Raw genomic sequence first — 24,449 nt, forward strand, 5'->3', positions numbered from 1 at the left:
CTATGGAAACCATTCACACGCTCACTCAGTTACTAAAGAATAGCGGTTGCCAATACGATATCTACGACCTAGGTCGCCGTATTCAGAAGATCGACAACACCTTATTCTCTGATGTTGAGCAAGGGAAACAGCCGTACCCATTTCCACTTCAGAAACAAGCTCACTTAGCCATTAGTTACTGGAACGAACACAAGCAACCTTGGATTTGGTTCCTAAAGTTCAAGCTGGACGAAAGAGGCCTATTGCATCAAGGCGATGTAGGCAACTTCCTTAAGTTTGTTATCGAAGCGATGGGTACACGTCTAAACGGCGAGATCAGCGAAGAGCAACAACAAAAGCTGTCTAACAACCCATATACTTTCAAGCCTTCAGAAGACAAAATGGCCGTGTTCCATAGCCAAGTAAGAGCAGGTTTAGACCTGGCGACGAGCCAATACTACGAACACGCTCAACACTACTTCACTGGCGATTTAGGTTGGGACAACTGGAAAACGGTTGGTCTTCAAGGCATCACCGATATGTGTGCTCGCCTAGGCAGCCAACAAAACGGTGTCACTATTCGTAAGGCTCTTCATAAACTGCCATCAGAGCCTCTTTATGCAACACTAGGAGCGCTTGAGCATACGCAAATCAATGACAAGCTAGCTCAACGCTTGCAAGAGATGGCAGAGAATGAAATCTCAAGTAAAGAACCGGATCTGTTTTTACTTTCAGCATTAGTTCGTGCCCTTTCAGGTGCAGAGCAAAATACAACGAATGCTGTGATTACCCAAGTTTTGGCTAGCCCACGTTTAAGTCATCAAGAAGTATTAATTGGTTTAGCTGGTCGAAGTTGGAGTGCCCTACAAGATCCAACTATTGCTGAGCAATTTTTGCTGCGTCTCGCACAAACAGGTAATCAAAACCTATTCAATCAGCTATTTGCAGATTTAGTGATGATTCCGACACTAAGAATGGTATTTTTACCATTGTTGAACTCGAATCCATCACCAGAGCTTGCTAATGCATTGGTTGAATTGCAACAAGCAACTAAAGCTCAACAGTAGACTAACTAAAGAGTAGATCTACTCAATAGCTCCTAACACTAAAGTCACAATTGGAAGAAAGAGATAAAAGGAAGTATGGATTAAATGATAGATAACTTATTGGCTATTTTGTTTCTGTGCTTCTTTTGCTTTCTGTTTTGGCAGCAACGCAGGCAATCTGAGTTAGCAAAAACAGCCATTGCGAGAAAGTGTAAAGAACTCGATTTGCAATTATTAAGTGTCGCCTTTAGTGGTCATAAACTGAAGATGCGCCATGAGCTCACCACCATTTGGCGCTGGCACACCGTGTACCAATTCGAGTTTTCGGCGTTGGGTGATGACCTGTACCAAGGGAAACTGACTATGGTGGGTTTCCGTTCTATGCGGTTTGAGCTACAGCCTCATAGAATGTAACGTCGCAATACTCGGTATAACGATATTCATGATAAGGGCCAAACTGATCTTGTTTGGTCTCTTTAAATGCAAAACCTAATTTTTCTAATAGCTTAATAGATGGGTTGTGGCCGACATTCACAGTCGCAACAACATTCGTTAGACGCTCTTCAAAGCACACCAAACTAAAGAAAGGTTTTAACACCTCACTAGCAAAACCTTGATTCCAGTATTCTTTATCCAAAATAAAGCCAAGCTCACGCTTACCTTCTTCTGATGAAACAAAGACATGCCCAATATATTCACGGGTTTGGTTGTGGATGATCGCGCGGCAGAAGCCGACGTTATCTTGCAGTATTTCTTGAAAAAGGTGCTTCGCAGAGGCAACAGAATGAGGCCCATTCATTTCGGCACGATTAATGGGGCAGCAATTTAACTTGATAAAGTCGAGTTCTAACTGTTCAGTATAAGGTACCAACAGCGTTCTTGAGGTTGCTATCGTCATAAAACACTCCTTGTGTTGACCATTAGCAGAAAAGCAGATGTGACGCTTTAAGATAAAACTATTAGATAAAAAGCGCTCAGATAACAAAGCACCGAAATAAATAAAGGCCCAGAAAAGAAAAGCCCCGACACCGAAGTGTCAGGGCTAGGGTCTTACTCGCAGCAGTCCGGCTACTAATTAATGCTCCATGCATCGTCCATAATAGTGGCTGTAATCCTTCAGCTCTTTCCTTTACTTCGCCGTCCTAGCGGTGTCCAATCTTCCTGAAAGCTAACAATCCTAGTTAGCGCACATCACTTGTTCCGTGAGCGGTGTCCTTTACATCGTCCTGATGCTAATCCAACCCTTTATCCTAAAGGTGTCCATTGTCATTCCGTTGCAGCTAACTTCCTGTTAACTGTCTGTATCCCTACAATGTCCTTGCGCTCCAAGCTTGATCACTCAATCCTAAGTAACCAAATCTTCATCCTGAAGATAACCAAATCCTTGGTGCTTTCCTGTTCCGTGTCAGAATCCTTCCGACAAGGTTTAATTTACGCGATTTAAGATTTCGGACAATAGATTTTCATCACACTTTTAATTCAACCAAGTTGTTAATTAAATAAAACACTTAAAATTCAAAATCTTAACCATATGCACATCAATCTCTCTAGCGATATATTCGTGTTGTCTCACAGCCTTTGTAAGAGATCTCTCACAAGCTATAGGCGCTTTTATGATTCGCTATCGCGCACTGGAGCGAGTAAAATGAAAAAATACTAAAAATGGAGGTCAACATGCTCACAAAAGATGTGTCTGAAGAGTTAAAATCGGTGCTTGAAGGACTGCAAGCCCAAGGGAAAGAGCCGACAGTTGCTTTAGTTAAAGCTCGTATGAGCACATCAGTTCCAATGCCCGCTTTGATCACGACGATCAAAAGCTGGAAAACGGCCAATCGCGTCCCTAAAGTGGAAGTCGCGACACAAGAAGCGCCAGCACTCGATCGTGTTAGCCAACTAGAAAAGCAAATTGTAGAACTTACCGCTCGCGTTGCCATGCTTGAAGCCAAGTTAACTGAGCAATAAGCTAACTGAGCAATAAGTTAACTGATAAATAAGCTAATAGAGAAATAGAACACTATGAAGATATGGGTTGATGCGGACGCTTGTCCTAAGGTTATCCGAGAAACAATCGTACGCGCAGCTGAGCGAACAGGTGTGGAATGTACCTTCGTGGCAAACCACTTGGTACCCGTTCCTAAACGCAACAACATTCACTCAATTCAAGTACCAAGCGGGTTTGATATTGCAGATGATGAAATCGTAAAACGCACTGCACCCGGTGATTTAGTGATTACCTCCGATATCCCTCTCGCCGATGAAGTGATCACCAAAGGCGCGCTTGCTTTAAGCTCTCGTGGCGAGCTTTACACAAAAGAAACCATCAAAGCGCGTCTCAACATTCGTGACTTTATGGATACCATGCGTTCAAGTGGCATTCAAACTGGCGGACCAAGCACCCTTTCTCAAACCGACCGTCGTGAGTTCGCAAACCACCTCGATCGCCTACTAGCTAAACGCTAAACGCAGTATTTCTAATGACGACAACTTTAGAAATCGTCACTTAGTCGATATAGCCCCGATGAAATTTTAATCGACATACTCCGTTCTTGATATTTATTACAATAACGGAGTATTGCTTATGATTCGTCGAATCGCCCTCTCATTATCCATTGTTTTTGGCAGCACCCAACTTTCTTTTGCCGATGAAGACTTTGCTGAAGGCTTTGCCGATAAACACTTTGCTGATCAAGAGTACGGAATCATCGGAGGCAGCATCACCTATGGTGAAAGTGTTTTCTCCACTAAAAGTGCCCCTCGATTTGGCGCAACACCCAATCTATTCTATTCCGGTCCGAAAGGCTTTATCGATGGTAGCCTAGCCAATTGGCAACTACTGCCTTACGTGGGGCTATCTGGAAATTGGCGCTTTGCTGAGGTGTCAGACACTTTTGTGGACCTACCTAACGGCATTCAAGACAGAGATGGTAATGGAGAGCTGGGGATAACCTTAGGAACAGTAGGTGCACGCCTCACCTACTTACACGATGTAACTTCAGAACATGATGGCTACGAAGTTCAGCTTCACTTAGGCAGAACGTTAGAAACCTGGACGCAGCCATTCACCATTACGCCCTACCTAGAAGTCGATTATCGAGACAAGAAACTGTCCAATCACCTGTATGGTATTTCTAACACCGAGTCATCAGCTTCGGGACTAAACCAATTTGATGCGGGCTCAACCTTTGTCTATCAAGCAGGGTTAATCGGGCTTTATGAGTTCACGCCAACTTGGATTGGTATCGCTCGAGCAGACCTAATTCATCATGACAGCGACAGCGCGTTGATACAACGAGACGTGGGCTGGTCATTCGAACTAGGCGTTACCTATCGGTTTGCGGGATTGTAAGTTTACTGACTCAAACAAAAAGAGCCTGCATTGATGCAGGCTCTTGGGTATCTCGTCTTTTATTCAGTTAATAAGCGAATTGAAATGTTCGCCTATCACTGTTCACTAAGGCGTGTAGTACGTTGCAGCGCCTGGACCTACTGGTAGACCGAATACGAATACCCATAGGTAGAACAAGATGCTCCAACCAAACATGAATACCATTGAGTAAGGCAACATTGTCGCGATCAGTGTACCGATACCTAGGTTCTTCATGTAGCGAGTTGCTACGGCAAGGATAAGACCGAAGTAGCTCATCATTGGTGTAATGATGTTGGTTGTTGAATCACCGATACGGTAAGCCGCTTGAATCGTTTCAGGTGCGTAGCCTACTAGCATTAGCATTGGAACGAAGATTGGCGCTGTTACTGCCCACTGTGCAGAAGCTGAACCGATCATCAGGTTAATGAAACCACACATTAGGATGAATGCGAAGAACAACATTGGACCCGTTAGGCCGATATCCTGAAGGAATGTTGCGCCGCCTACAGCAACCACTTGACCAAAGTTCGTCCACTTAAAGAAAGCAACAAACTGTGCAGCAAAGAATACAAGAACGATGTACATGCCCATTGAAGACATCGACGTTGCCATTGCATTAATCACATCACGGTCATTCTTCATTGAACCGGTAATTTTGCCGTAAACAAAACCAGGAATAGCAAAGAATACAAAGATAAACGCGACGATACTTTTCAGGAATGGAGAGCCTGAAATCGTGCCCGCCTCTGAACGTAGAACACCGTCAGCAGGAACAACAGTCCAAGCTAAAAGCGCACTCACGATTAATACAGCGACACCCGCCAATCTAAGGCCTTTCTTCTCAATAGCAGTAAGCTTACCCATTGAGTCATTTGAAAGATCTTCAGACGCGTCTTCGACATTGTATTTACCCAGTTTAGGTTCAACAATCTTCTCTGTTACCAATGCACCGGCAATCGAGATAAAGAAGGTCGAAATAAACATGAAGTACCAGTTTGATTCAGGGCCAACAGAGTAAGATGGATCAAGCATTTGTGCTGCTGTTTCTGTGATACCAGAAAGCAGTGGATCAACCGTACCGATAAGTAGATTTGCAGAATAACCACCAGATACACCAGCAAATGCTGCCGCTAGACCTGCTAATGGGTGACGACCCAATGAGTGGAAAAGCATTGCTGCAAGAGGGATAAGTACTACGTAACCCAGCTCTGAAGCCGTGTTAGAGATAATACCGGCAAATACCACGGTTACAGTAACCATGCGCTGAGATGCGCCCATTACCATGCCGCGCATTGCCGCAGATAATAGACCTGAGTGTTCAGCAATCGCAACACCTAGCATTGCAACAAGTACAGTACCAAGTGGCGCAAAGCCAACAAAGTTCGAAACTAGATTCGTTACGATGAGTTGTAAGCCTTCAGCATTAAGTAAGCTTACAACGTGGATCATACCATCAGCAGCACGACCACTAGCACCTTCAGGGCGAGGGTCCATGACAGACACTTCAAAGTAACCAGCAATACCTGAAGAAACTAGGATTGCGACACAGAAGATAGCAAAAAGAGTGATTGGGTGGGGTAAAAGGTTCCCCAAATATTCAACGCTGTCTAAAAAGCGTGTGAAAATAGGTTTTTTTGGTGCGTTGTTTTTTATTGAAGCAGATGAACTCATCTGTTCCCTCCTTGTGTAGTGATTCCTGTGCAATTGTGACAAAGATGTTCAAATTGCCAGCGAAGGGTACGCGACAAAAATATCAATTAGAAATTCAAAATGTTACAAAGTGTGTAACAAACGACGATTTTTAACTCTATTTGAACAATTAATTAGCAAATAAATCTATATTAAACACAAAAACTAGATTTATAATTTACAACAACGCATTCACTAGAAATATAACTCACAACATAACCCATTGATTCACTTGAAAATAAAATACATCGTACGTTAAATGCACACTCGATATCCGGTTAAGTTCCTCTCGAAGGAAAAGAAAAACAGACAAATGAATGAAGTTTGACTTTCCCCTCGTTTTTACACACATGTCACATCATATTGACGGTTATTTTTGAACCGCTTTAAATCTTGGATTGGATTTACAGATCACATAGTGACGCCCTCTACGCTTAACTATCTGGCAATCAGGGTGACGGCTTTTCGCACTTTTAAGTGATTTAACAACTTTCATTATTTAGCTCCCTTACCTAATTGACCAAAGCGACGAGTAAAATTAGCAACACGACCTTCTTTATGTAGCACTCTCTGTTTTCCGGTATAGAAAGGATGAGACTTTGAAGACACTTCGATAGTGAAGTAAGGGTAAGTATTGCCATCTTCCCATTCGATCGTACGGTCTGTTTTCAAGGTTGAACCTATCAAGAAGTATTCATCAACACTGGTGTCATGAAAAACCACAGTGCGGTAATCAGGATGGATATTTGGTTTCATCTGTTTTCCCCTAAATTATCATTTGATACGTTATAACATTTCAAAATGATAATTATTATCAAAAGAAAAACAAGTCGTTTTATGATATTTTCCGACCATAAATCGTAATTAGAGACCTTCTACCTATGTACTCCATTGAGCCTATTGGCTTTATAGAATCCCCCTATAAAGAGAAGTTCGCGGTACCAAGACAGCCTAGGTTGGTGCCGACATCAACCTCTAAAGTCAGGCTTGTTGACGCGGCAAACTGCCTCGAATCGGTTCGTAACATTGAACAATTCAGTCATGTGTGGCTGTTATTTCTGTTCGACAAAAACCTTGAAGCAGGTTGGAAGCCAACGGTGAGACCACCTCGACTGGGTGGGAATGAACGTATTGGAGTTTTTGCATCTCGTGCCACATTCAGACCCAACGGAATTGGCATGTCAGCAGTGGAGTTAAAAGGTGTATCTCAAGAAAAGGGGCAAACTTGGCTAGACCTCGGCAGTGTTGATTTAGTCGACGGGACACCCATTATCGACATCAAGCCTTACATCCCTTACTCCGATTCCATTCCGGATGCACTGGGAGGGTTTGCCGCCGAAGAGCCAGAGGTGTTAGAGGTTAACTTTTCCCAACAAGCACAAAGCAAGCTGGCACAGCATCCGCAAGCGCGTCATATCATTCAGGTGATCAAAGAGGTATTAGGCCAAGATCCTCGTCCTGCCTATAAGAAAGGCAAGCCAGACAACAAGGAATATGCGGTAAATTTGTTCGATCTTAACGTGAAATTCGTTGTTGAAACACTTTTCATCAATGTAACTGACATTGAACGCTTTTGAGATCCCAAATAGGCTGATATTATATACGGCTATATCAGATTTGCTGCCGCCAATTGCTGCAGTGAATTTACTTTTATTAATGATGAAACGGATACCATAGAATGCGTACCAGTAATTATCTTCTTTCTACTCTGAAAGAGACTCCAAACGACGCAGAAGTTATCAGCCACCAGCTGATGCTACGTGCAGGTATGATCCGTAAGCTAGCTTCAGGTTTATACACTTGGCTACCTACCGGTCTGCGTGTACTGCGTAAAGTCGAAAACATCGTTCGCCAAGAGATCGATAATGCAGGTGCAGTTGAGACTTTAATGCCCGTAGTGCAGCCGTTTGAGCTATGGGAAGAGACTGGTCGTAGCGAAAAAATGGGCCCAGAACTACTGCGCTTTACTGACCGTCATTCTCGTCCGTTTGTTCTTAGCCCAACAGCTGAAGAAGTAATCACTAGCCTAGTTCGTAACGAAGTAAACTCGTACAAACAGCTGCCACTGAACTTGTACCAGATTCAAACTAAGTTCCGTGATGAGCGTCGTCCACGTTTTGGGGTTATGCGTGCTCGTGAATTCTCTATGATGGATGCGTACAGCTTCGACATCGACAAAGAAGGCCTAGAAAAGTCTTACCAAGCGATGCACGATGCTTACTGTAATGCATTCGACCGCATGGGTCTTGAGTATCGTCCAGTACTAGCAGACTCAGGCGCTATCGGTGGTAGTGGTTCTCAAGAGTTCCACGTACTCGCTGAAAGCGGCGAAGACCTAATCGCATTCTCTACAGAATCTGATTACGCAGCAAACATCGAGAAAGCTGAAGCACTAGCTCCAACTGAAGAAGCTGCTGCACCAACTCAAGAGATGGAACTGGTTGATACACCAAACGCGAAAACTATCGCAGAATTGGTAGAGCAACACGGTCTAGCAATCGAGAAAACCGTTAAGACTCTATTCGTTAAAGCTTCTGATGAAGTAGATGCAGACATCATTGCTCTAATCATCCGTGGCGACCACGAACTGAACGAAGTGAAAGCAGAAAACCTTCCACAAGTTGCTTCTCCACTAGAGATGGCTTCTGAAGAAGAAATTCGCGCACTCGTTGGCGCAGGCCCAGGTTCACTTGGCCCTGTAGGCTTAGAGCTACCATTCATCGTTGACCGCTCTGTTGCTGTAATGAGCGACTTCGGCGCGGGTGCAAACGTAGACGGTAAGCACTACTTCGGTATCAACTGGGGTCGTGACGTTGAGCTTGCTCAAGTAGAAGACCTACGTAACGTAATCGAAGGCGACCTGAGCCCATGTGGTCAAGGTACACTTCAGCTTAAACGTGGTATCGAAGTTGGTCATATCTTCCAACTAGGTAACGTTTATTCACAAGCGATGAACTGTGGCGTGCTTGGTCCTGACGGTAAGAACGTTATCCTTGAGATGGGTTGTTACGGTATTGGTGTATCACGTGTTGTTGCTTCTGCAATCGAGCAGAACCATGACAAATACGGCATCATCTGGCCTGACGCACTAGCACCTTTCCAAGTTGCTATCGTTCCTATGAACATGCACAAGTCTGAAGAAGTTAAAGAAGCGGCTGAGAAGCTATACGCTGAACTAACAGCTATGGGTATCGAAGTACTATTCGATGACCGTAAAGAGCGTCCAGGCGTAATGTTCTCTGACATCGAGCTAATTGGTATCCCTCACACTATCGTGATCGGCGATCGCTCAATGAAAGAAGGTAACTTCGAGTACAAGAACCGTCGTGCTGGTACTAAAGAAGCGGTTGCTATCGATTCAATCGTTGAACACGTTACTTCTCAATTTGCTAAATAAGCAAACTCTGCAAAGTACGTGATCTTGCAAAGCAAATAATAGAAGGCTGCCATCTGGCGGCCTTTTTTATTTCCCCAATTCACCCTCACTCACTCTCTCATTTCTCGATAAAGTAAATAACGTAAGTTAATCCCCGGTTCATCTTTAAATACGTATATTAGATTCATCAACTCATTAGACGCGTTTACCATTGGAGGTATCGATGGATCTTAAAAGCCTACTTAACCAAGCACTTAAGTCTGACCTTGTTAAACAAGGTACTCAGAAACTTTCACAAAGCTCATCTGGTTTGGGTAGCCTTGCACAAGGCAGTAAAGGCAGCAAAAGTACACTTGGCGCATTGGGAGCTGGAGCAGTTGGTGGCGGGTTGCTAGGGGCTCTCATGGGCTCAAAGAAAACTAAGAAGATTGGCAAGAAGGCCGTGGGCATTGGTGGAGCAGCAGCGCTTGGTGCATTGGCATATAAGGTATATAACGATTACCAAGCCAAACAAGGTACGCCGGATTCATCTCCGCAAGCCACTTTTGATGAACAAGACGCTTGTCACAACCTACTTATTCTACGCTCTATGATTGCGGCTTCTAAAGCGGACGGTCATGTCGATGAGCAAGAAATGGCTAAAATTGAACAAGCTGTCGAAAGCATGGGCGCGGATTATCAGCTGACTAAGTTAGTGTCTGAAGAGTTGCACAAACCGCTCGACCCAAGCGAAATCGCTCAACTCGCAAGCTCACCGCAACAAGCCAGTGAAATCTACTTGGCCTCTTTGATTGTGGCCGACGAGCAGAACTTCATGGAAAAAGCTTATCTCAAAGAGCTCGCCAAGCAACTCAACCTTGCAGATGAAGTGAAATACCAACTTGAGCAGCAAGTCGGGGGCTAGTTAGTCAATCACTGGTTAATCAGCCACCTAATAAAGTGACAAACTGAAACGCAATAAAATGAGATATTGAGCAAGGACAAACTAACTCTGATCTTCGTCAGATCCGCTTTGTTTTTGCTTATCTCTATGTGTATATTGAGATCAGTTATCATTTGGTTAGGTATAAAAATGAAAGTATACGATTGTTGTGATTTGGTACGTGAACTGTACTCTCAAATTGGCAGTGGCGACCAAGGCTACATCCCTAAAGCGATTACCTGCGCAGTAAAAACCTTAAACGACCTTGCTGCGGATGAGTCTCTTCCTAAAGAAGCTCGCGAACGTGCAGCCTTTGCCGCTGCTAACCTACTCATCTCAGATTTCGAGGACTAATTATGAACCTCGCTAATTTTGAAAAGATGGATCCTATTATGTTGATGAGCATCGTCAACATGAAGCTACGTGACGATTTCGGCGGAGACTTGGACCGAGTGGTTAACTTCTACGAAATCGACAAAGCAGCCTTAATCGCCAAGCTCGAATCTGCTGGTTTTGAATACCAGCCAGAAGCAAAACAGTTTAGATAGTGATGTAAACTCAGCTTTATAGACAAAGGCCAACTCAATGTTGGTCTTTTTATAGGTGTAGTATTTCAATCAAAACAGCCTGCAGAATATAAATTATCTCCTCCTTACTCCCTTTTTATACCTTAGACTCTAAGAACGCGCCTTGAATCGTAGCGTGTAGTTGTATAGGCTACCTCAAATAGCATATAAAAACTCATCACCCAACTTGATGATAGCGAAGGATTAACAATGAAAAGACTCGGACTTTTGGCAGTGTTCGCTGCAACGCTTACTGCAGGTTGCGCTTCAAATACTCAGCAAGACAACTTTCGTGAAGCCTCTTTTGAGCTGTGTAATACCGAAGTCGATATTTACTCTGTAAGCCACGATGAAAGAGTACGTATCGTCTGTTCTGATGGCTCTAAATTCGCTTTGAACAGCGAAGATACACTAGAAGTAATGCGTGACATCAACATCGACTACTGCGATGGCGAAGGCTTAGGTAAGTTTAATGAAAGCCGTCATTACTACTCGTTCAAGTGTAAATCAGGCACCCTACTTAGCATCAAAAAGTAGAACCAACACAAACAACAAATAAAAAGGGTTAATGTGAAAGCATTAGCCCTTTTTAATACCCGCTTCTCTTGATTCTCATCAGCTGACCATCAGATACAAAAAAGACTCCCAAAAAGGAGCCTTTAAAATCATCATTTTTCAATCAAATAGCTTTAGTTCAAGGAAAAGACATAGAGTTTTCAGCACCCTTCCCTAAAACAAAAAGGCCCCAAAAGAGACCTTTAAAAGCATTTTTCAAAGTAGATGAGCGAAGTTCAAGGAGCTCACACGGAGTTTGCGCTAGCAAATGAGTATGTGCGACACAGAAACTCGTTCACTCTCTAAGTGTTACCAAACCAATAAAAAAGGCTCCCAACAGGAGCCTCAAATATCATTGTTTTTCAAAGTAGTCGTTTGAAATTCTAGGAGAGCACGCAGAGCTTACGAATGTAAGTGAGCATGCTCGACAACGAAGTTCAAATTACTACGAAGAAAAATTAAGCGTAAACTGGTAGACGCTTACAGATTTCTAGCACTTTTGCTTTTGTCGCTTCGATAACAGACTCATCACCCATGTTATCTAGGATGTCACAGATCCAACCTGCTAGCTCTTTCGCGTCTGCTTCTGAGAAACCGCGACGAGTGATAGAAGGAGAACCGATACGGATACCTGACGTTACAAACGGGCTGCGTGGGTCGTTTGGTACTGAGTTCTTGTTTACTGTGATGTTTGCTGCACCTAGTGCTGCGTCAGCTTCTTTACCTGTGATGTCTTTGTTGATTAGGTCAACTAGGAACAGGTGGTTCTCTGTAGAACCTGAAACGATGTTGTAACCACGCTCAAGGAATTCAGCAACCATTGCTTTTGCGTTAGCAACTACACGTGCTTGGTATTCTTTGAACTCTGGCTCTAGAGCTTCTTTGAACGCTACTGCTTTACCAGCGATAACGTGCATTAGAGGGCCACCTTGACCGCCTGGGAATACTGCTGAGTTCAGCTTCTTGTAAAGGTCTTCGCCTTCGTTAGAAAGGATTAGACCGCCACGTGGGCCTGCTAGCGTTTTGTGCGTTGTTGTTGTAACAACGTGCGCGTGTGGAACTGGGTTCGGGTAAACACCTGCTGCGATTAGACCCGCTACGTGAGCCATATCTACGAATAGGTAAGCACCTACTTTGTCAGCGATTTCACGCATGCGCTTCCAATCACAGATTTGAGAGTAAGCAGAGAAACCACCGATGATCATCTTAGGTTTGTTCTCGATAGCCAGCTTTTCCATCTCTTCGTAATCGATTTGACCTGCTTCGTCGATACCGTAAGGGATGATGTTGTAAAGCTTACCAGAGAAGTTTACTGGAGAACCGTGAGTTAGGTGACCACCGTGCGCTAGGCTCATACCTAGAACTGTGTCGCCTGCGTTCAGTAGCGCCATGTATACAGCGTTGTTTGCTTGAGAACCTGAGTGAGGCTGTACGTTCGCGTACTCGGCACCAAACAGCTCACATGCACGTTCAATTGCTAGAGTTTCAACTTTGTCTACGTACTCACAACCACCGTAGTAACGCTTGCCTGGGTAGCCTTCAGCGTATTTGTTTGTTAGCTGAGAACCTTGAGCTTCCATTACACGTGGGCTTGTGTAGTTTTCTGAAGCGATAAGTTCGATGTGCTCTTCCTGACGAAGAGTTTCTTCTTGGATAGCTGCGAATAGATCCGCATCGTAATCAGCAATGTTCATGTCACGCTTAAGCATCTGTATCTCCTGACTCAGATTGTACTGAAAGTTTCAAAAAACCACACAACGACCGAAAGCAAACGTTTCCGTCACCGTTTTGATGTGACGCATTCTACATAATTTGATCTAGGTCATAAAGAGCTAATTGCAATTTTATCATGCAGTTTTTTCATAATCACAAATAAGATTCATCATGGTTATTGGGCTTATCCAACCAAAGATGTTCCTTACTGTCAATTTTACGATTTACACCCTGTAAAACGCAGATTACATAGGTTTACCTTAATTTTGCCCCTCTAGCTACCGAAAGCTTAAGTTTTTCTCTACTATGCACGCCTTTATTGGTTAGGTAATTATAAAAACGATGGAAAAACACTCACGCAAAGAAGATTGGGTAGCAATCCTCACTGGCACGTTTTTAGTGGCGTTAGGCGTCTTCTTTTTACAGTCAGCAGACCTGCTTACTGGTGGCACTACTGGCTTGGCTCTGCTTTTGAGTCAATTTATGCCAGTAACCTTTGGTATTTTGTACTTTATTGCTAATTGCCCATTCTACTTATTAGCATGGAAACGATTTGGCCGTCACTTCGCAATCAGCAGTGCCATATCAGGGGCTTTAGTGTCTGTGTTTGCCGATCATTTATACTTAGTGATCTCGTTAGAAGTTCATAATGAGATTTACTGCGCTGTTGCAGGCGGCCTGTTAATGGGCTTAGGTATGCTGATCTTATTCCGTCATCGCTCAAGCTTGGGTGGCTTCAACGTCTTGTGCTTGTTCATTCAAGATCGCTACGGTATCTCAGTGGGCAAAACCCAAATGGCTATTGATGCGTGTATTCTGTTTGCATCATTCTTCTTCGTATCGCCTTGGGTGATTGCAGTTTCTGTATTGGGCACTGCGGTATTGAACATCGTATTAGCGATGAATCACAAGCCTACGCGTTATTCAGTGAACTACGCGTCTTAGCGCCAGCTATCCAATCAATAAATTACTAGCTGTTTTTCATAACGAAAACAGCTAGTATTTAGCTTTTATAAGCTGCCCTCTCTTTTCTTATGCAAGATTACCTCTCTAGTGCCAAAGACACTCAAACCTCGATCTCTATCGAAGGTTTAGAATTCAATCCCGCGACACGTGTCTTAAGTTGCAACGAGCAGGTCATCGATCTAGAACCTCGTTCTATTGAATTACTCGAACTGTTTCTGACGAGCGTGGGTGAACCGCTCGCAGCTGAGCAGATCATAGAGTAGGTTTGGCAAAGTAACTTCATCTCGAAGAATGTGCTTACTAACAGGATCAGTACACTGCGCTCTGTGCTGCAGAAGTACCTACCAGAAAGTGATGCGACTAAAATCTTGGTCACCTACCCACGCAAAGGGTACTTTCTAAACCCTAACTCTGTGAGTTTGGCTAACGCACAACCCGAAACCCGTGAGATAACCGAACAGCCTCAAGCGAGTAAAAAGACATCACCGTTTAATCTTTTGTTACTGTCACTCTCTGTTGTGCTGCTGATAAGCACTACGACTTTAGGTTATATGTTTTGGCACTCTTCAAACCAAGCCTCAGAGCTTGAACGAACACAGAGGCTGATTCCTAAGGTCGAGCTACTGCTAAACCGTATCGATGCCATTGGAGACAATGCGAGAACGCATCGCAAAGCCGTTAAAGCGCTACTGCTTCAACAGCAAATTGAATACGCTTATACCGACTTAGCAAATCAAGACGCACCAAGTTACTTCGTAGACCCAATAGACAGCACGCCCTTCTTTCCTGGCGCCAAAAACATGCGCACCAGTGACTACCTGCTCAATATTCAATTGAAAGATCAGGAAGTCGATACACGCCTTGCGGCTAAAGTCAGCCTTATTTACCCAAGCTCAGGGAAACTTGCTTTCCGCGGTGTCTACTCAATAGAGATAGATAACCTCAGTGAAGACTTGATGGAGATAAATAGAGAGCTAGCGAACTACTTCGCTTTACCTGCTCCGCTATCACCAGAGTGGTCTGTCAGTGATAAAGAGCTGAGCCGCTTGCTAAACGGAGAAACGCTGAAACTTGATAGCGTGCCACTCAACGTGATGACTTCAACCTTGCTTGCTCGACAGCTGGCTCTGTTTGAGACCGACCACCAGCGTCTTATTAGCTTCACTAGCCTAGTGCAAACACGTTTTAAGTTGATTCCCGACGAGCTAAAACTCTGGCTTGGGATTATTCACTTCAAGTTAAGAGACCTGCAAACTGCGAAGGAATTTCTGACCAATACTGCGGGTAACTCGACTATCGAGAACGCACTGGTCTATATGATGATTTCTCATATCGCTTACAAGCAAGGAGACATGGATAAGTTTCGCCTCAATTACATGGAATCCTTAGTCGCGTTATTGCGAGTGGTACCTTCTGAAGAATTGTTTGCTCGCTTATCCAAACCTGAGTCGAAATCGACCTGTCTCCAGCCTTGGAAAAATCTAAAATTGAGCATCAAAGAGCCACTTATCATTAAGCAGTGGGAAAACCTGATGCTTAACTACTGCACGAATGTCGGCCATCAACTTTCCGAACAAAAAATATAAAACATTTAAAAACAAAAACTTAAATATAAATTAAGATCTTATGTATCTTCATTTTTTGCCCTATTAACTCTCTCACCAATAGCATTCCTAAAAACATCAGGCCGCTCTCGGCCAACTATATTAGGAATGCTCAACATGAAAAAATCCATGACGCTGCTTGCGACTTCTCTCTTTGCTCTTTATGGCTGTGGCGGCGGAGGTGGCTCTTCTTCTGGTTCAACAGATGGTAATAAAGGTCCAAGCAATCAGGCGGATTACCCAATTGCGAGCTCTGTATTTTCCCCTAAACCAGAAACAACATTGAGCTACTCATTTACCAAAGATGGTCAGACTGAAGGCGTGATGACAATGAACTTCGCTCCTTTAAGCGGTGAACTCATCATTGCAGGGCTAGAAGAGGAGACTGGCAATGAAGCAGTAGTTCAAGTTATCAATGACCTAATCAACTACGGCATCACCGAATTTTATGTTTCTGAAGACATAATGACGAATGTTGAAGGTACAGAAGAAGACGGCAGCATTTATTTTGCAGGCCCTGACCGCGGTCTGCACGAAATCACCAATGCCTACTTTATTGGCAGCCAATACATCACAACCGTTATGCACAGCAGCCCTCTTTTCCGTTTAAAAGGTGCTGACGTAAAAGAGAGTAACCCAATCATTGATATCAGTAAGGAGACCGTTTCATTGCAAATGACGTTAGATGCCGAAGCTGTCGCGAATATGTTGAGTGACTTTGAGGATCACAAGTGGGTTGAAAACTTACCATCTACCGCCTCATGCCAAGTCACTTGGCAGCAAGAAATTAATGAGACTGGTGTTCGTAAAAGCTTCACTGTTTCGGGTAAATCGGTCGAAGCTGCGAATCTTACGGAGAAAAACACTTACTACATTGGCTGTGTAGGTATGGATTCGGCAGAATTTGGCACATCATCAGAGCGCTGGTTCAACCCTAGCATCGGCTTAATTGAACAGATTGAATTGATGTCTGTAGAACAATCTACGATCGAAGAATCAGCAGCGTCACTGACTTCGATTAGCTAGCCCTGACTTAGATTCACTGAACCTGAGCGTAACTGCTGACTAGCTAAAAACAATAAAAAAGGCTTTGGGGAGCTCTCCAAAGCCTTTGTAAAAGCCCAACCCTTTAAGGGGAATAAGAATCAGGCTTCTTAAAATGAAACAAGGTTAACCTTCAATCAAGAGAATACGAGTCTCGTAAGGACGCAAAACTTGATGATGAGACGCCACTAAACTCTCGCTCACTTGATAGTTAGACAACAGACTCTTCGCCTTAGTCATATCAAAACGTTCCGGTAAAACGCATTCTGCCTCTTCACCATAATAGTTGTTAATACACAACAAAGTTTGCCCTTCGTGCTCACGTACATACGCAAAAATGGATGAGTGTTCAGGCAGTAGATCTTGATAACTGCCATCCGTAATCACTGGTACTTGTTTGCGTAACTCAATCAAGCTCTTATAGAAATAGAAAACAGAGTCTTTGTCTTCAAGTGCTTGCTCAGCGTTAATCTCAGAGTAATTATTCGCTACATCAAGCCATGGCTGAGCTTGTGAGAATCCTGCGTAAGGCTCACTGTTCCATTGCATTGGTGTACGAGAGTTATCGCGAGACTTCTGCGCTAAAATCGCCATCATATCTTGATGCGCCACACCATCACGGTTAACCATGATGTCATACATGTTGGTGCTCTCGACATCACGATATTGACTGATCTCGGTGTAACCTGGGTTAGTCATGCCAATCTCTTCGCCTTGATAAATATAAGGCGTGCCTTGCATCATATGTACAGACGCAGCCAGCATCTTGGCCGACTCAACACGATACTGCTGATCATCACCTAAACGGCTCACCACTCGCGGTTGGTCGTGGTTACACCAAAATAGTGCGCCCCAACCCTTGCCGTTCAAGCCTGTTTGCCAATGATTGAAGACCGACTTGAGCTGTAAGAAATCAAATGGTGCATTAGTCCACTTCTCACCATTGGTGTAATCGACTTTAAGGTGGTGGAAGTTAAACACCATCGATAGTTCGCTGTTATCAATGTTTGAGTATTGCTGGCAATGCTCGAGTGTCGTTGAAGACATCTCGCCTACTGTCACGCTGCCGTATTTCTGGAATACCGCTTCGCTGATCTCTTTCAGGTATTCGTGCACTCGTGGGCCATCAGTGTAAAAACGACGACCATCACCGATATCATCATTGGGAAAGTCTTGCTGTTTCGAAATTAGGTTGATCACATCCAAGCGGAAGCCATCAACGCCCTTCTCAGCCCAGAAGCTGATGACATCTTTCACTTCTTCGCGTACAACCGGGTTCTCCCAGTTAAGGTCGGCCTGCTCTTTCGCGAATAGGTGTAGGAAATACTGACCCGTCGCCTCATCCATCTCCCATGCATTACCACCGAACTTAGACTGCCAGTTGGTTGGTGCTTGGCCGTTTACAGGATCTTTCCATATGTAGTAGTCGCGGTATGGGCTGTTTTTGTCACCCAATGCCGACTGAAACCATGCATGTTCTGTTGAGGTGTGGTTTACCACGATATCCATCACGATACGGATACCACGTTGGTGCGCTTCAGCCAGCAATAGATCGAAGTCTTCCATGGTGCCGAATTGCGGGTTAATCGCGTAGTAATCTGAAATATCGTAGCCGTTATCGATCATTGGGGATGCGTAAACTGGGGTTAACCAAATTGCATCCACACTCAAGTGTTTAAGATAATCCAGTTTTGAAATGATCCCTTTGATATCGCCAGTACCTTTACTGCCACTATCACAAAAGCTCTTTGGGTAGATTTGATAGATGGTTGCGGTTTTCCACCAACTTTCATCATGCTCAGTCATCGCCATCTCTAACACTCACTTACCAGAAAATATAAAATAAAAATCACCATGTGAATCATGGTCGAATAGCCGTTATAACTAAAAGAAAAAGCTATAACTAAGAGAAAAAGCGATGGCTCACTTTTGAGTCATCGCTTATTTAATGCATTACGCGTTGGCGGTTTCTAGCTCGCCTTTCATCTGTGCTCGTTTATAGAAGAACAGTGTTAACGTGACGGGTAGTACAATCGCCACCAGCATCGCGATTAAGTAAACAGACCAATATTGCGGTTGAATCGATAAGATGCCCGGCAAGCCACCAACACCGATACCATTCGCCATCACACCTGCACTACCACAGATTGCAGCCGCTGCGGCACTGCCGATCATTGCGCTCAGCATTGGGAATTTGTATTTAAGGTTAATGCCGTACATCGCTGGCTCCGTCACACCTAAATAGGCAGAGATTGCAGCTGGAACCGAGATATCTCGTTCACCTTCGCGTTTGCTTAAGATGATGATGCCGACAACCGCTGAAGCTTGTGCGATATTTGATAGCGCAATCAAAGGCCAGATTGGCGTGCCGCCTAAGTCTTGCATCAGTTGTAGGTCTACTGCGTTGGTTGTGTGGTGAATACCTGTAATAACCAAAGGTGCGTATAGGAAGCCAAATACTACTGAACCAAGAATCGCAAAATCACCCGTCATTGCTGCTTTAGCCGCGAATGCCACGCCATCGCCTAACATACGGCCAAATGGGCCAATGAAAGCGTGCGCTAGAATCACAGACAAAATAATCGAGACAAATGGCACTACAACAAGGTACAGATAAGAAGGAACAATACGCTTAAGGTTAGTCTCAATGAACGCCAGAGCCACACCCGCTAGCATCGCAGGGATCACCTGTGCCTGATAACCAACCTTCTCAATCACGAACAAACCAAAGTCCCACACTTCAGGTACCGATTTACCTATCATGTAAGCGTTCATCAATTGCGGAGAAACCAAGGTCACACCGAGCGTGATACCCAAAATAGGGGTTCCGCCAAGCTTCTTAACCGTCGCCCAACACACACCAACCGGTAAGAAGAAGAAAATCGCTTCGCCAATCAGCCATAAGAAAGAGTGAACGGTTGCCCAGAATTGGCTGATTTCAACGAGGGTTTTGCCGTCGAACATGCGAATGTCGCCAATCACATTACGGAAACCAAGAATCAAACCACCAGTTATGATGGCAGGCAGCAGTGGTACGAAAATTTCGGCTAAATGGGAAATACCACGTTCAAGGAAGTTCATGTTCTGACGAGCAGCAAGCTTAGACTCATCTTTTGATAACGCCTCGTTACCCGTTTGCTCAATCAGAAGTGCGTACACTTCATCAACCTCTGTGCCAATCACGACTTGGAATTGACCTGCGTTCGTAAAGCAGCCTTTTACCAGTTTCAGCTTTTCTAGTTCTGCTTTGTTCGCTTGCTCTGTATCGTTCAATACAAAACGCAGTCGAGTCAGACAATGGCTGACACTCGCAATATTTTCTTTGCCACCGACTAACTCGATAAGACGCGCAACGTCTTGCTTCGCTATCTTACTCATACTACCCCACCCTGGTTTCATTCAATTACTCATCTAAACCATGCAGCGATAACCACTCAAGACTTAGATTTATGGGAACATTCCCAATTACGGTTATTATAATGCCCTCATGAATGATAAATTAAAATGGGAACAGTCCCATTAATTGAAAGAGATCACACTCTAATTTTAATCTAAGCGGTTCGATTTCGCTTAATTGGGTGGATTATAGAATTGGAGATTGGGTGTGATGAGAGATCTCTGAATTGCCTAAAAGCTGAGAGATCAATAGATTAGCCGCTAGCTTACCTGCAGATTGGTAGCCAGGGTCAATGCTAAAGACGCGAGGGAACAAGAAAGAGAGAAGATCATTACCACCAACGCCTGTTACGACCACATCTTCACGTTGTAGTTCTTGAAGACGCTTGATCACGCCAAGAGCCAATGTGTCACTGGCACAAACAAGTGCTTGAGTTGTAGGAGTCAGTACCTCATCCACCAGCTGATAAGCGCTTTCATGATGAAGCTGACCAGTACGATAGTTCGCAATCACTCCAGTGCTTTCGCACCAATCGAGATAAGCCTTAAGACGCAGCTCACCGGTTGATTTATCGCTAGGATCAACACCAATAAAGCCGACATCTGAGATCCCTTGATCCGACAGATGCGCTAACGCACTATTGATCACCTGTTGGTTATCGTAGTTAATCGACGTTACGTTCTCGGTATCCAGAGCAATAACCACGGCCTTGTGCTCCCACGCTTCGATTGCGGGAATATCACAATCCGTAAAGCCAAACACAATGATGCCATCCACATTACGACGCTTAAGAACCTGAAGGTGCTCGTTGGCTTTGTCTCTGTCGAGTTGGCTTTCCATGATCACCACATCGTAATCCGCTCGATACAATTCAGCTAGCATGGTGCTAACGGCTTTGTTTTCAGAGGGAGAGTCTAAACGAGAAATGATCACGCCGATGACTTTTTGGCTGCCACCTCGCATCGATTGCGCAGACTTTGAAGGCGTGTACCCAGACTCTTGAATTACTCTTTCCACCCTTTCACGGGTTTCAGGTTTCACTTTAGGATCATTGGTCAGAACGCGAGATACGGTTGACTTACCAACACCGGACAGCTTAGCAATATCGAGAATAGTAAGTTTTTTGCTCATAAAAAGTCTAACGTTAAAGGGAAGGGAAGAAAAAGTGAGGGTAGGTTCCCTCACTTAACTGTTTGTAAATTATAGCAGTTCTTACTATGACTTACTTTTGGCAATTACGATAGACCACACGGCCAAGTTCGAGGCGTGCGTCGTCACCTTTAGTACGCAAAGTGATGCTGTTAATCATCTCTGAAGTGCCATCATCTAGGATGTATTTGGTTCCTGAACCTGCCGGTACTTGAGTCAATTGGTACTCGTTATCAGGTAAACGTAATACTGCTTTTTCATTACTAAGGTAAGCCACATCAAACGAGACGTCAGACTCACATTGATAAGTCACGAATTGATTATCCGATGCTGCACTATCAGGGGCTGCTGATTTAGAGCACCCGACCAATGCTACCGTACATAGAGATGCTACCAACATAGCTTTCATACTTCGTTCCTCATCTTTATATAGTCAATGACACTTAGTTTAGTCTCAGGTTAGGAAAACCTTATTGATAAGTAAGTGCCTAGTGATAGGTAAATACCTTAGTGACAAATAAACGCTTAGCCTTTTAAGAAAGCAGGTACATCTTTAATGCTATCAAGTACCACACTAGCTAGCGCTTCACCCTTTTCAGTGATTGGCTTACCGGTTCTTACCAATACTTTAGTGCCAACACCTGCGGCTTCTGCTGCCATCATGTCTTCAGCTTTATCGCCAATCATCACAGAGTTAGCCATATCAATCTTCAGAAAGTCACGAGCAGAAATGAACATGCCTGGCTTTGGCTTACGACATTCACAATCTTGCTTGTAGTCACCAATGCCGTGCTCAGCGTGGTGAGGACAGTAATAAATGCCATCGAGCTCGACACCATTATCAACAAAGTTCCAATCCATCCACTGCGTTAAAGAAAGAAAACGGTCTTCGCTAAACATGCCACGAGCAATGCCTGACTGGTTAGTCACTAGCACCAATAAATAGCCCATATCTTTAAACGCTTTCGCCGCTTCAAACACACCGTCGATGTATTCAAAGTCATGCTCATCATGTACGTAGCCGTGATCAACGTTAATCACACCATCACGATCTAAAAAAACAGCAGGTTTAGACAAAATTTTTTTCTCTATCAACTCTCTATTAATCATTAATTATTACACGCTTTATTTGCTTCATCACTATCTATTTAGTTTTGCGTTCGTTAACGATTTGTTTCCAGCTTAGCCATACAATCGACGTTTAGCCGTCTAGACGTAAAAATATCTATTGACTTAGATCATAGAACACCATAGCATCGTCTGTAAATCGAGCGAGCTATCGACATATTATTCTGTTCTACCTGCACGGGTTTCTCTATGATTAAAGTGAATCAAGTCAACAAGGTTTTTTATCAAGGCACTAAAGAAATCAATGCCTTAATTGATATCAACCTCCACATTCCTCAAGGTCAAATCTTTGGAGTCATCGGCTCTTCAGGTGCAGGCAAAAGTACCCTAATCCGTTGTGTAAATATGTTGGAAGCTCCGACCTCTGGTGAAGTGATTGTTGACGGTATCGACCTAACAAAACTCAGCAAATCAGAACTTAGCGAAGCGCGCCGTAACATCGGCATGATATTCCAGCACTTCAACCTGCTGTCTTCTCGTACTGTATTTAACAATGTAGCACTGCCTCTAGAACTTGCTGGTAAAGATAAAGCGATTATTGAAGCGAAAGTAAGTGAGTTACTTGAACTGGTTGGCCTTGCCGATAAGCGTGACACCTACCCAGCAAACCTCAGTGGCGGTCAAAAGCAACGTGTGGCGATTGCTCGTGCACTGGCCTCTGATCCGAAAGTACTGCTATGTGACGAAGCGACCAGCGCATTGGATCCTGCGACCACTCAATCGATTCTTGAGCTACTGCGTGAAATCAACCGCAAGCTGAACATCACCATCCTGCTTATTACGCACGAGATGGATGTAGTTAAAAGCATTTGTCATGAAGTCGCGATCATTGGCGGCGGTGAATTGGTAGAGAAAGGCACAGTCGGTGACATCTTTGCTCACCCTAAGACAGAGCTAGCACATCAGTTTATTCGCTCAACTTTGGATCTGACGATTCCTGAAGATTACCAAGCACGCTTGCAAGAGACTCGCGTAAACAGTAGCTACCCGCTGGTACGCCTCGAGTTTACTGGTGCTACGGTCGATGCTCCACTGATGACTCAGATTGCCCGCAAATTCAATATCGATGTCAGCATCTTAAGCTCTGACCTTGATTACGCCGGCGGTGTAAAGTTCGGCATGATGGTCGCTGAGCTGTTCGGTAATGAAGCAGATGATAATGCTGCTATCCAATTCCTACGCGACAACAATGTAAAAGTAGAGGTACTTGGTTATGTCCTTTAGTTTCAACGAGATTGCTGACTGGATCAGCCTTAACGGTAACCTTCTATTAGGCGCAACAGGCGAAACGCTTTACATGGTTGCTGTCGCTGGCATTGTAGGCTTCGCTGTCGGTATTCCACTAGGCGTGATTCTACACACGACTAAAAAAGGTGGCCTGTTAGAGAACACCAAAGTAAACAAGATTCTAGGTGCGATTGTGAACGTCGGTCGTTCAGTGCCTTTCTTAGTGTTGATGGTTGCGATTATCCCACTGACTAAGATGCTGATTGGTACCTTCATCGGTACAACAGCAGCGATTGTTCCACTGACAATTGGCGCTATCCCATTCGTAGCTCGACTTATCGAAAGTGCACTACTTGAAGTACCAACAGGTCTAGTAGAAGCAGCTCAATCGATGGGCGCAACACCAACACAAATCATCAATAAGGTTCTGCTTCCAGAAGCACTACCGACTATTATCAACTCAGTAACGATTACGCTAGTGACGCTGGTGAGCTACTCGGCAATGGCAGGTACTGTAGGCGGTGGTGGTCTAGGTGATGTCGCGATTCGTTACGGATTCCACCGTTACGATGTGACCATCATGGCTGTAACGGTAGTGATGTTGATTGTGCTAGTACAAATTATTCAATCAATCGGTGATTCATTAGTTCGCCGCGTTGACCACAGATAAAGACTCAGCGTTAAAACGCAAACTATCTAAGACAAGAGTCGTCTGAACCAA

25 protein-coding genes and 1 pseudogene are annotated in these 24,449 nt (G+C 44.1%); 16 read left to right on the top strand and 10 right to left on the bottom strand.

The annotated features are described in order from the left end of the window. The first annotated feature begins 2 nt into the window (after positions 1 to 2). The gene (locus AC3CH3_RS11665; RefSeq protein ID WP_488537201.1) at positions 3 to 1,046 is read left to right on the top strand and encodes a DUF3549 family protein; all 1,044 of its coding nucleotides are present in this window, start codon (positions 3 to 5) and stop codon (positions 1,044 to 1,046) included. Between the two features lie 84 nt (positions 1,047 to 1,130). Further along, entirely contained in the window at positions 1,131 to 1,439 is a 309-nt protein-coding gene (locus AC3CH3_RS11670; RefSeq protein ID WP_488537202.1) for a DUF3301 domain-containing protein, read from the top strand. Here AC3CH3_RS11670 and AC3CH3_RS11675 read toward each other — a convergent pair. Beyond that, a complete protein-coding gene (locus AC3CH3_RS11675; RefSeq protein ID WP_019821601.1) occupies positions 1,405 to 1,923 on the bottom strand; it encodes a GNAT family N-acetyltransferase in 519 nt (172 codons plus the stop codon). The genes AC3CH3_RS11670 and AC3CH3_RS11675 overlap by 35 nt on opposite strands. Before the next feature lie 776 nt (positions 1,924 to 2,699). On the opposite strand from AC3CH3_RS11675, the gene AC3CH3_RS11680 reads away from it, so the two are divergent. The 3 genes from AC3CH3_RS11680 to AC3CH3_RS11690 all read left to right on the top strand — a co-directional run bounded on the left by AC3CH3_RS11680 (position 2,700) and on the right by AC3CH3_RS11690 (position 4,371). Further along, positions 2,700 to 2,987 carry a hypothetical protein gene (locus AC3CH3_RS11680; RefSeq protein WP_010436465.1) on the top strand — a complete coding sequence of 96 codons (288 nt, stop codon included), beginning with the start codon at positions 2,700 to 2,702 and terminating at the stop codon, positions 2,985 to 2,987. Between the two features lie 54 nt (positions 2,988 to 3,041). Next, positions 3,042 to 3,485, top strand: a complete 444-nt coding sequence (locus tag AC3CH3_RS11685; protein ID WP_010436462.1) for a YaiI/YqxD family protein — start codon at positions 3,042 to 3,044, stop codon at positions 3,483 to 3,485. A 118-nt stretch (positions 3,486 to 3,603) separates the two neighbouring features. Beyond that, positions 3,604 to 4,371, top strand: coding sequence for a MipA/OmpV family protein (locus AC3CH3_RS11690; RefSeq protein ID WP_010436460.1), 768 nt, complete (start codon positions 3,604 to 3,606; stop codon positions 4,369 to 4,371). 105 nt (positions 4,372 to 4,476) lie between these two features. Here the strand turns inward: AC3CH3_RS11690 and AC3CH3_RS11695 are convergent, their stop codons facing one another. From AC3CH3_RS11695 to AC3CH3_RS11705, 3 genes are all read right to left on the bottom strand, one after another. Beyond that, positions 4,477 to 6,063, bottom strand: a complete 1,587-nt coding sequence (locus tag AC3CH3_RS11695; protein ID WP_010436458.1) for an AbgT family transporter — start codon at positions 6,061 to 6,063, stop codon at positions 4,477 to 4,479. A 388-nt stretch (positions 6,064 to 6,451) separates the two neighbouring features. Further along, positions 6,452 to 6,577: a type B 50S ribosomal protein L36 gene (ykgO, locus tag AC3CH3_RS11700; RefSeq protein WP_010436457.1), complete on the bottom strand. Its 126-nt coding sequence runs from the start codon at positions 6,575 to 6,577 to the stop codon at positions 6,452 to 6,454. Next, positions 6,577 to 6,837, bottom strand: coding sequence for a type B 50S ribosomal protein L31 (locus AC3CH3_RS11705; RefSeq protein ID WP_008222928.1), 261 nt, complete (start codon positions 6,835 to 6,837; stop codon positions 6,577 to 6,579). The genes ykgO and AC3CH3_RS11705 overlap by 1 nt, the downstream gene beginning before the upstream one ends. A 125-nt stretch (positions 6,838 to 6,962) precedes the next feature. Here AC3CH3_RS11705 and tsaA point away from each other — a divergent pair, with 125 nt between their 5' ends. From tsaA to AC3CH3_RS11735, 6 genes are all read left to right on the top strand, one after another. Further along, a complete protein-coding gene (gene tsaA, locus AC3CH3_RS11710; RefSeq protein WP_488537203.1) occupies positions 6,963 to 7,658 on the top strand; it encodes a tRNA (N6-threonylcarbamoyladenosine(37)-N6)-methyltransferase TrmO in 696 nt (231 codons plus the stop codon). Positions 7,659 to 7,759: 101 nt separating this feature from the next. Continuing rightward, the gene (locus tag AC3CH3_RS11715; protein WP_008222926.1) at positions 7,760 to 9,478 is read left to right on the top strand and encodes a proline--tRNA ligase; all 1,719 of its coding nucleotides are present in this window, start codon (positions 7,760 to 7,762) and stop codon (positions 9,476 to 9,478) included. 202 nt (positions 9,479 to 9,680) lie between these two features. Beyond that, positions 9,681 to 10,361 (top strand): tellurite resistance TerB family protein, encoded by a 681-nt coding sequence (locus tag AC3CH3_RS11720; RefSeq protein WP_488537204.1) that lies wholly within the window; start codon positions 9,681 to 9,683, stop codon positions 10,359 to 10,361. A gap of 168 nt (positions 10,362 to 10,529) precedes the next feature. Next, a complete protein-coding gene (locus tag AC3CH3_RS11725) occupies positions 10,530 to 10,733 on the top strand; it encodes a YaeP family protein (RefSeq protein WP_008222923.1) in 204 nt (67 codons plus the stop codon). 2 nt (positions 10,734 to 10,735) lie between these two features. Then, the gene (locus AC3CH3_RS11730) at positions 10,736 to 10,927 is read left to right on the top strand and encodes a DUF4250 domain-containing protein (RefSeq protein WP_488537205.1); all 192 of its coding nucleotides are present in this window, start codon (positions 10,736 to 10,738) and stop codon (positions 10,925 to 10,927) included. A 228-nt stretch (positions 10,928 to 11,155) separates the two neighbouring features. Further along, positions 11,156 to 11,482 (top strand): hypothetical protein, encoded by a 327-nt coding sequence (locus tag AC3CH3_RS11735; protein WP_008222921.1) that lies wholly within the window; start codon positions 11,156 to 11,158, stop codon positions 11,480 to 11,482. 476 nt (positions 11,483 to 11,958) lie between these two features. Here AC3CH3_RS11735 and glyA read toward each other — a convergent pair whose 3' ends face one another. Next, the gene (gene glyA / locus AC3CH3_RS11740) at positions 11,959 to 13,209 is read right to left on the bottom strand and encodes a serine hydroxymethyltransferase (protein ID WP_004738553.1); all 1,251 of its coding nucleotides are present in this window, start codon (positions 13,207 to 13,209) and stop codon (positions 11,959 to 11,961) included. Between the two features lie 346 nt (positions 13,210 to 13,555). Between glyA and AC3CH3_RS11745 the strand changes: the two genes are divergently transcribed. From AC3CH3_RS11745 to AC3CH3_RS11755, 3 genes and pseudogenes are all read left to right on the top strand, one after another. Then, positions 13,556 to 14,158, top strand: a complete 603-nt coding sequence (locus tag AC3CH3_RS11745; protein ID WP_488537206.1) for a YitT family protein — start codon at positions 13,556 to 13,558, stop codon at positions 14,156 to 14,158. A gap of 89 nt (positions 14,159 to 14,247) precedes the next feature. Beyond that, positions 14,248 to 15,765, top strand: a pseudogene (locus tag AC3CH3_RS11750) (winged helix-turn-helix domain-containing protein). A 135-nt stretch (positions 15,766 to 15,900) separates the two neighbouring features. Beyond that, on the top strand, positions 15,901 to 16,809 hold the full coding sequence (locus tag AC3CH3_RS11755; RefSeq protein ID WP_019819872.1) for a hypothetical protein: 909 nt from the start codon (positions 15,901 to 15,903) through the stop codon (positions 16,807 to 16,809). A 144-nt stretch (positions 16,810 to 16,953) separates the two neighbouring features. On the opposite strand, the gene treC is transcribed toward AC3CH3_RS11755, so the two are convergent. The 5 genes from treC to gmhB all read right to left on the bottom strand — a co-directional run bounded on the left by treC (position 16,954) and on the right by gmhB (position 22,483). Further along, positions 16,954 to 18,639, bottom strand: a complete 1,686-nt coding sequence (gene treC / locus AC3CH3_RS11760) for an alpha,alpha-phosphotrehalase (protein ID WP_488537207.1) — start codon at positions 18,637 to 18,639, stop codon at positions 16,954 to 16,956. 141 nt (positions 18,640 to 18,780) lie between these two features. After that, positions 18,781 to 20,205, bottom strand: a complete 1,425-nt coding sequence (gene treB / locus AC3CH3_RS11765; protein WP_488537208.1) for a PTS trehalose transporter subunit IIBC — start codon at positions 20,203 to 20,205, stop codon at positions 18,781 to 18,783. A 205-nt stretch (positions 20,206 to 20,410) separates the two neighbouring features. Then, positions 20,411 to 21,355, bottom strand: coding sequence for a trehalose operon repressor TreR (treR, locus tag AC3CH3_RS11770; RefSeq protein WP_019824953.1), 945 nt, complete (start codon positions 21,353 to 21,355; stop codon positions 20,411 to 20,413). A 91-nt stretch (positions 21,356 to 21,446) separates the two neighbouring features. Further along, a complete protein-coding gene (locus AC3CH3_RS11775; protein WP_176680313.1) occupies positions 21,447 to 21,782 on the bottom strand; it encodes an MliC family protein in 336 nt (111 codons plus the stop codon). Between the two features lie 116 nt (positions 21,783 to 21,898). After that, positions 21,899 to 22,483: a D-glycero-beta-D-manno-heptose 1,7-bisphosphate 7-phosphatase gene (gene gmhB / locus AC3CH3_RS11780; RefSeq protein ID WP_488537209.1), complete on the bottom strand. Its 585-nt coding sequence runs from the start codon at positions 22,481 to 22,483 to the stop codon at positions 21,899 to 21,901. A gap of 207 nt (positions 22,484 to 22,690) precedes the next feature. Between gmhB and metN the strand changes: the two genes are divergently transcribed. Then, positions 22,691 to 23,725, top strand: coding sequence for a methionine ABC transporter ATP-binding protein MetN (gene metN / locus AC3CH3_RS11785; RefSeq protein WP_017060763.1), 1,035 nt, complete (start codon positions 22,691 to 22,693; stop codon positions 23,723 to 23,725). Further along, positions 23,715 to 24,398, top strand: a complete 684-nt coding sequence (locus tag AC3CH3_RS11790) for a methionine ABC transporter permease (RefSeq protein WP_017060764.1) — start codon at positions 23,715 to 23,717, stop codon at positions 24,396 to 24,398. The genes metN and AC3CH3_RS11790 overlap by 11 nt, the downstream gene beginning before the upstream one ends. Positions 24,399 to 24,449: the final 51 nt, after the last annotated feature.

Source organism: Vibrio sp. QJM3NY_35, assembly GCF_057785915.1.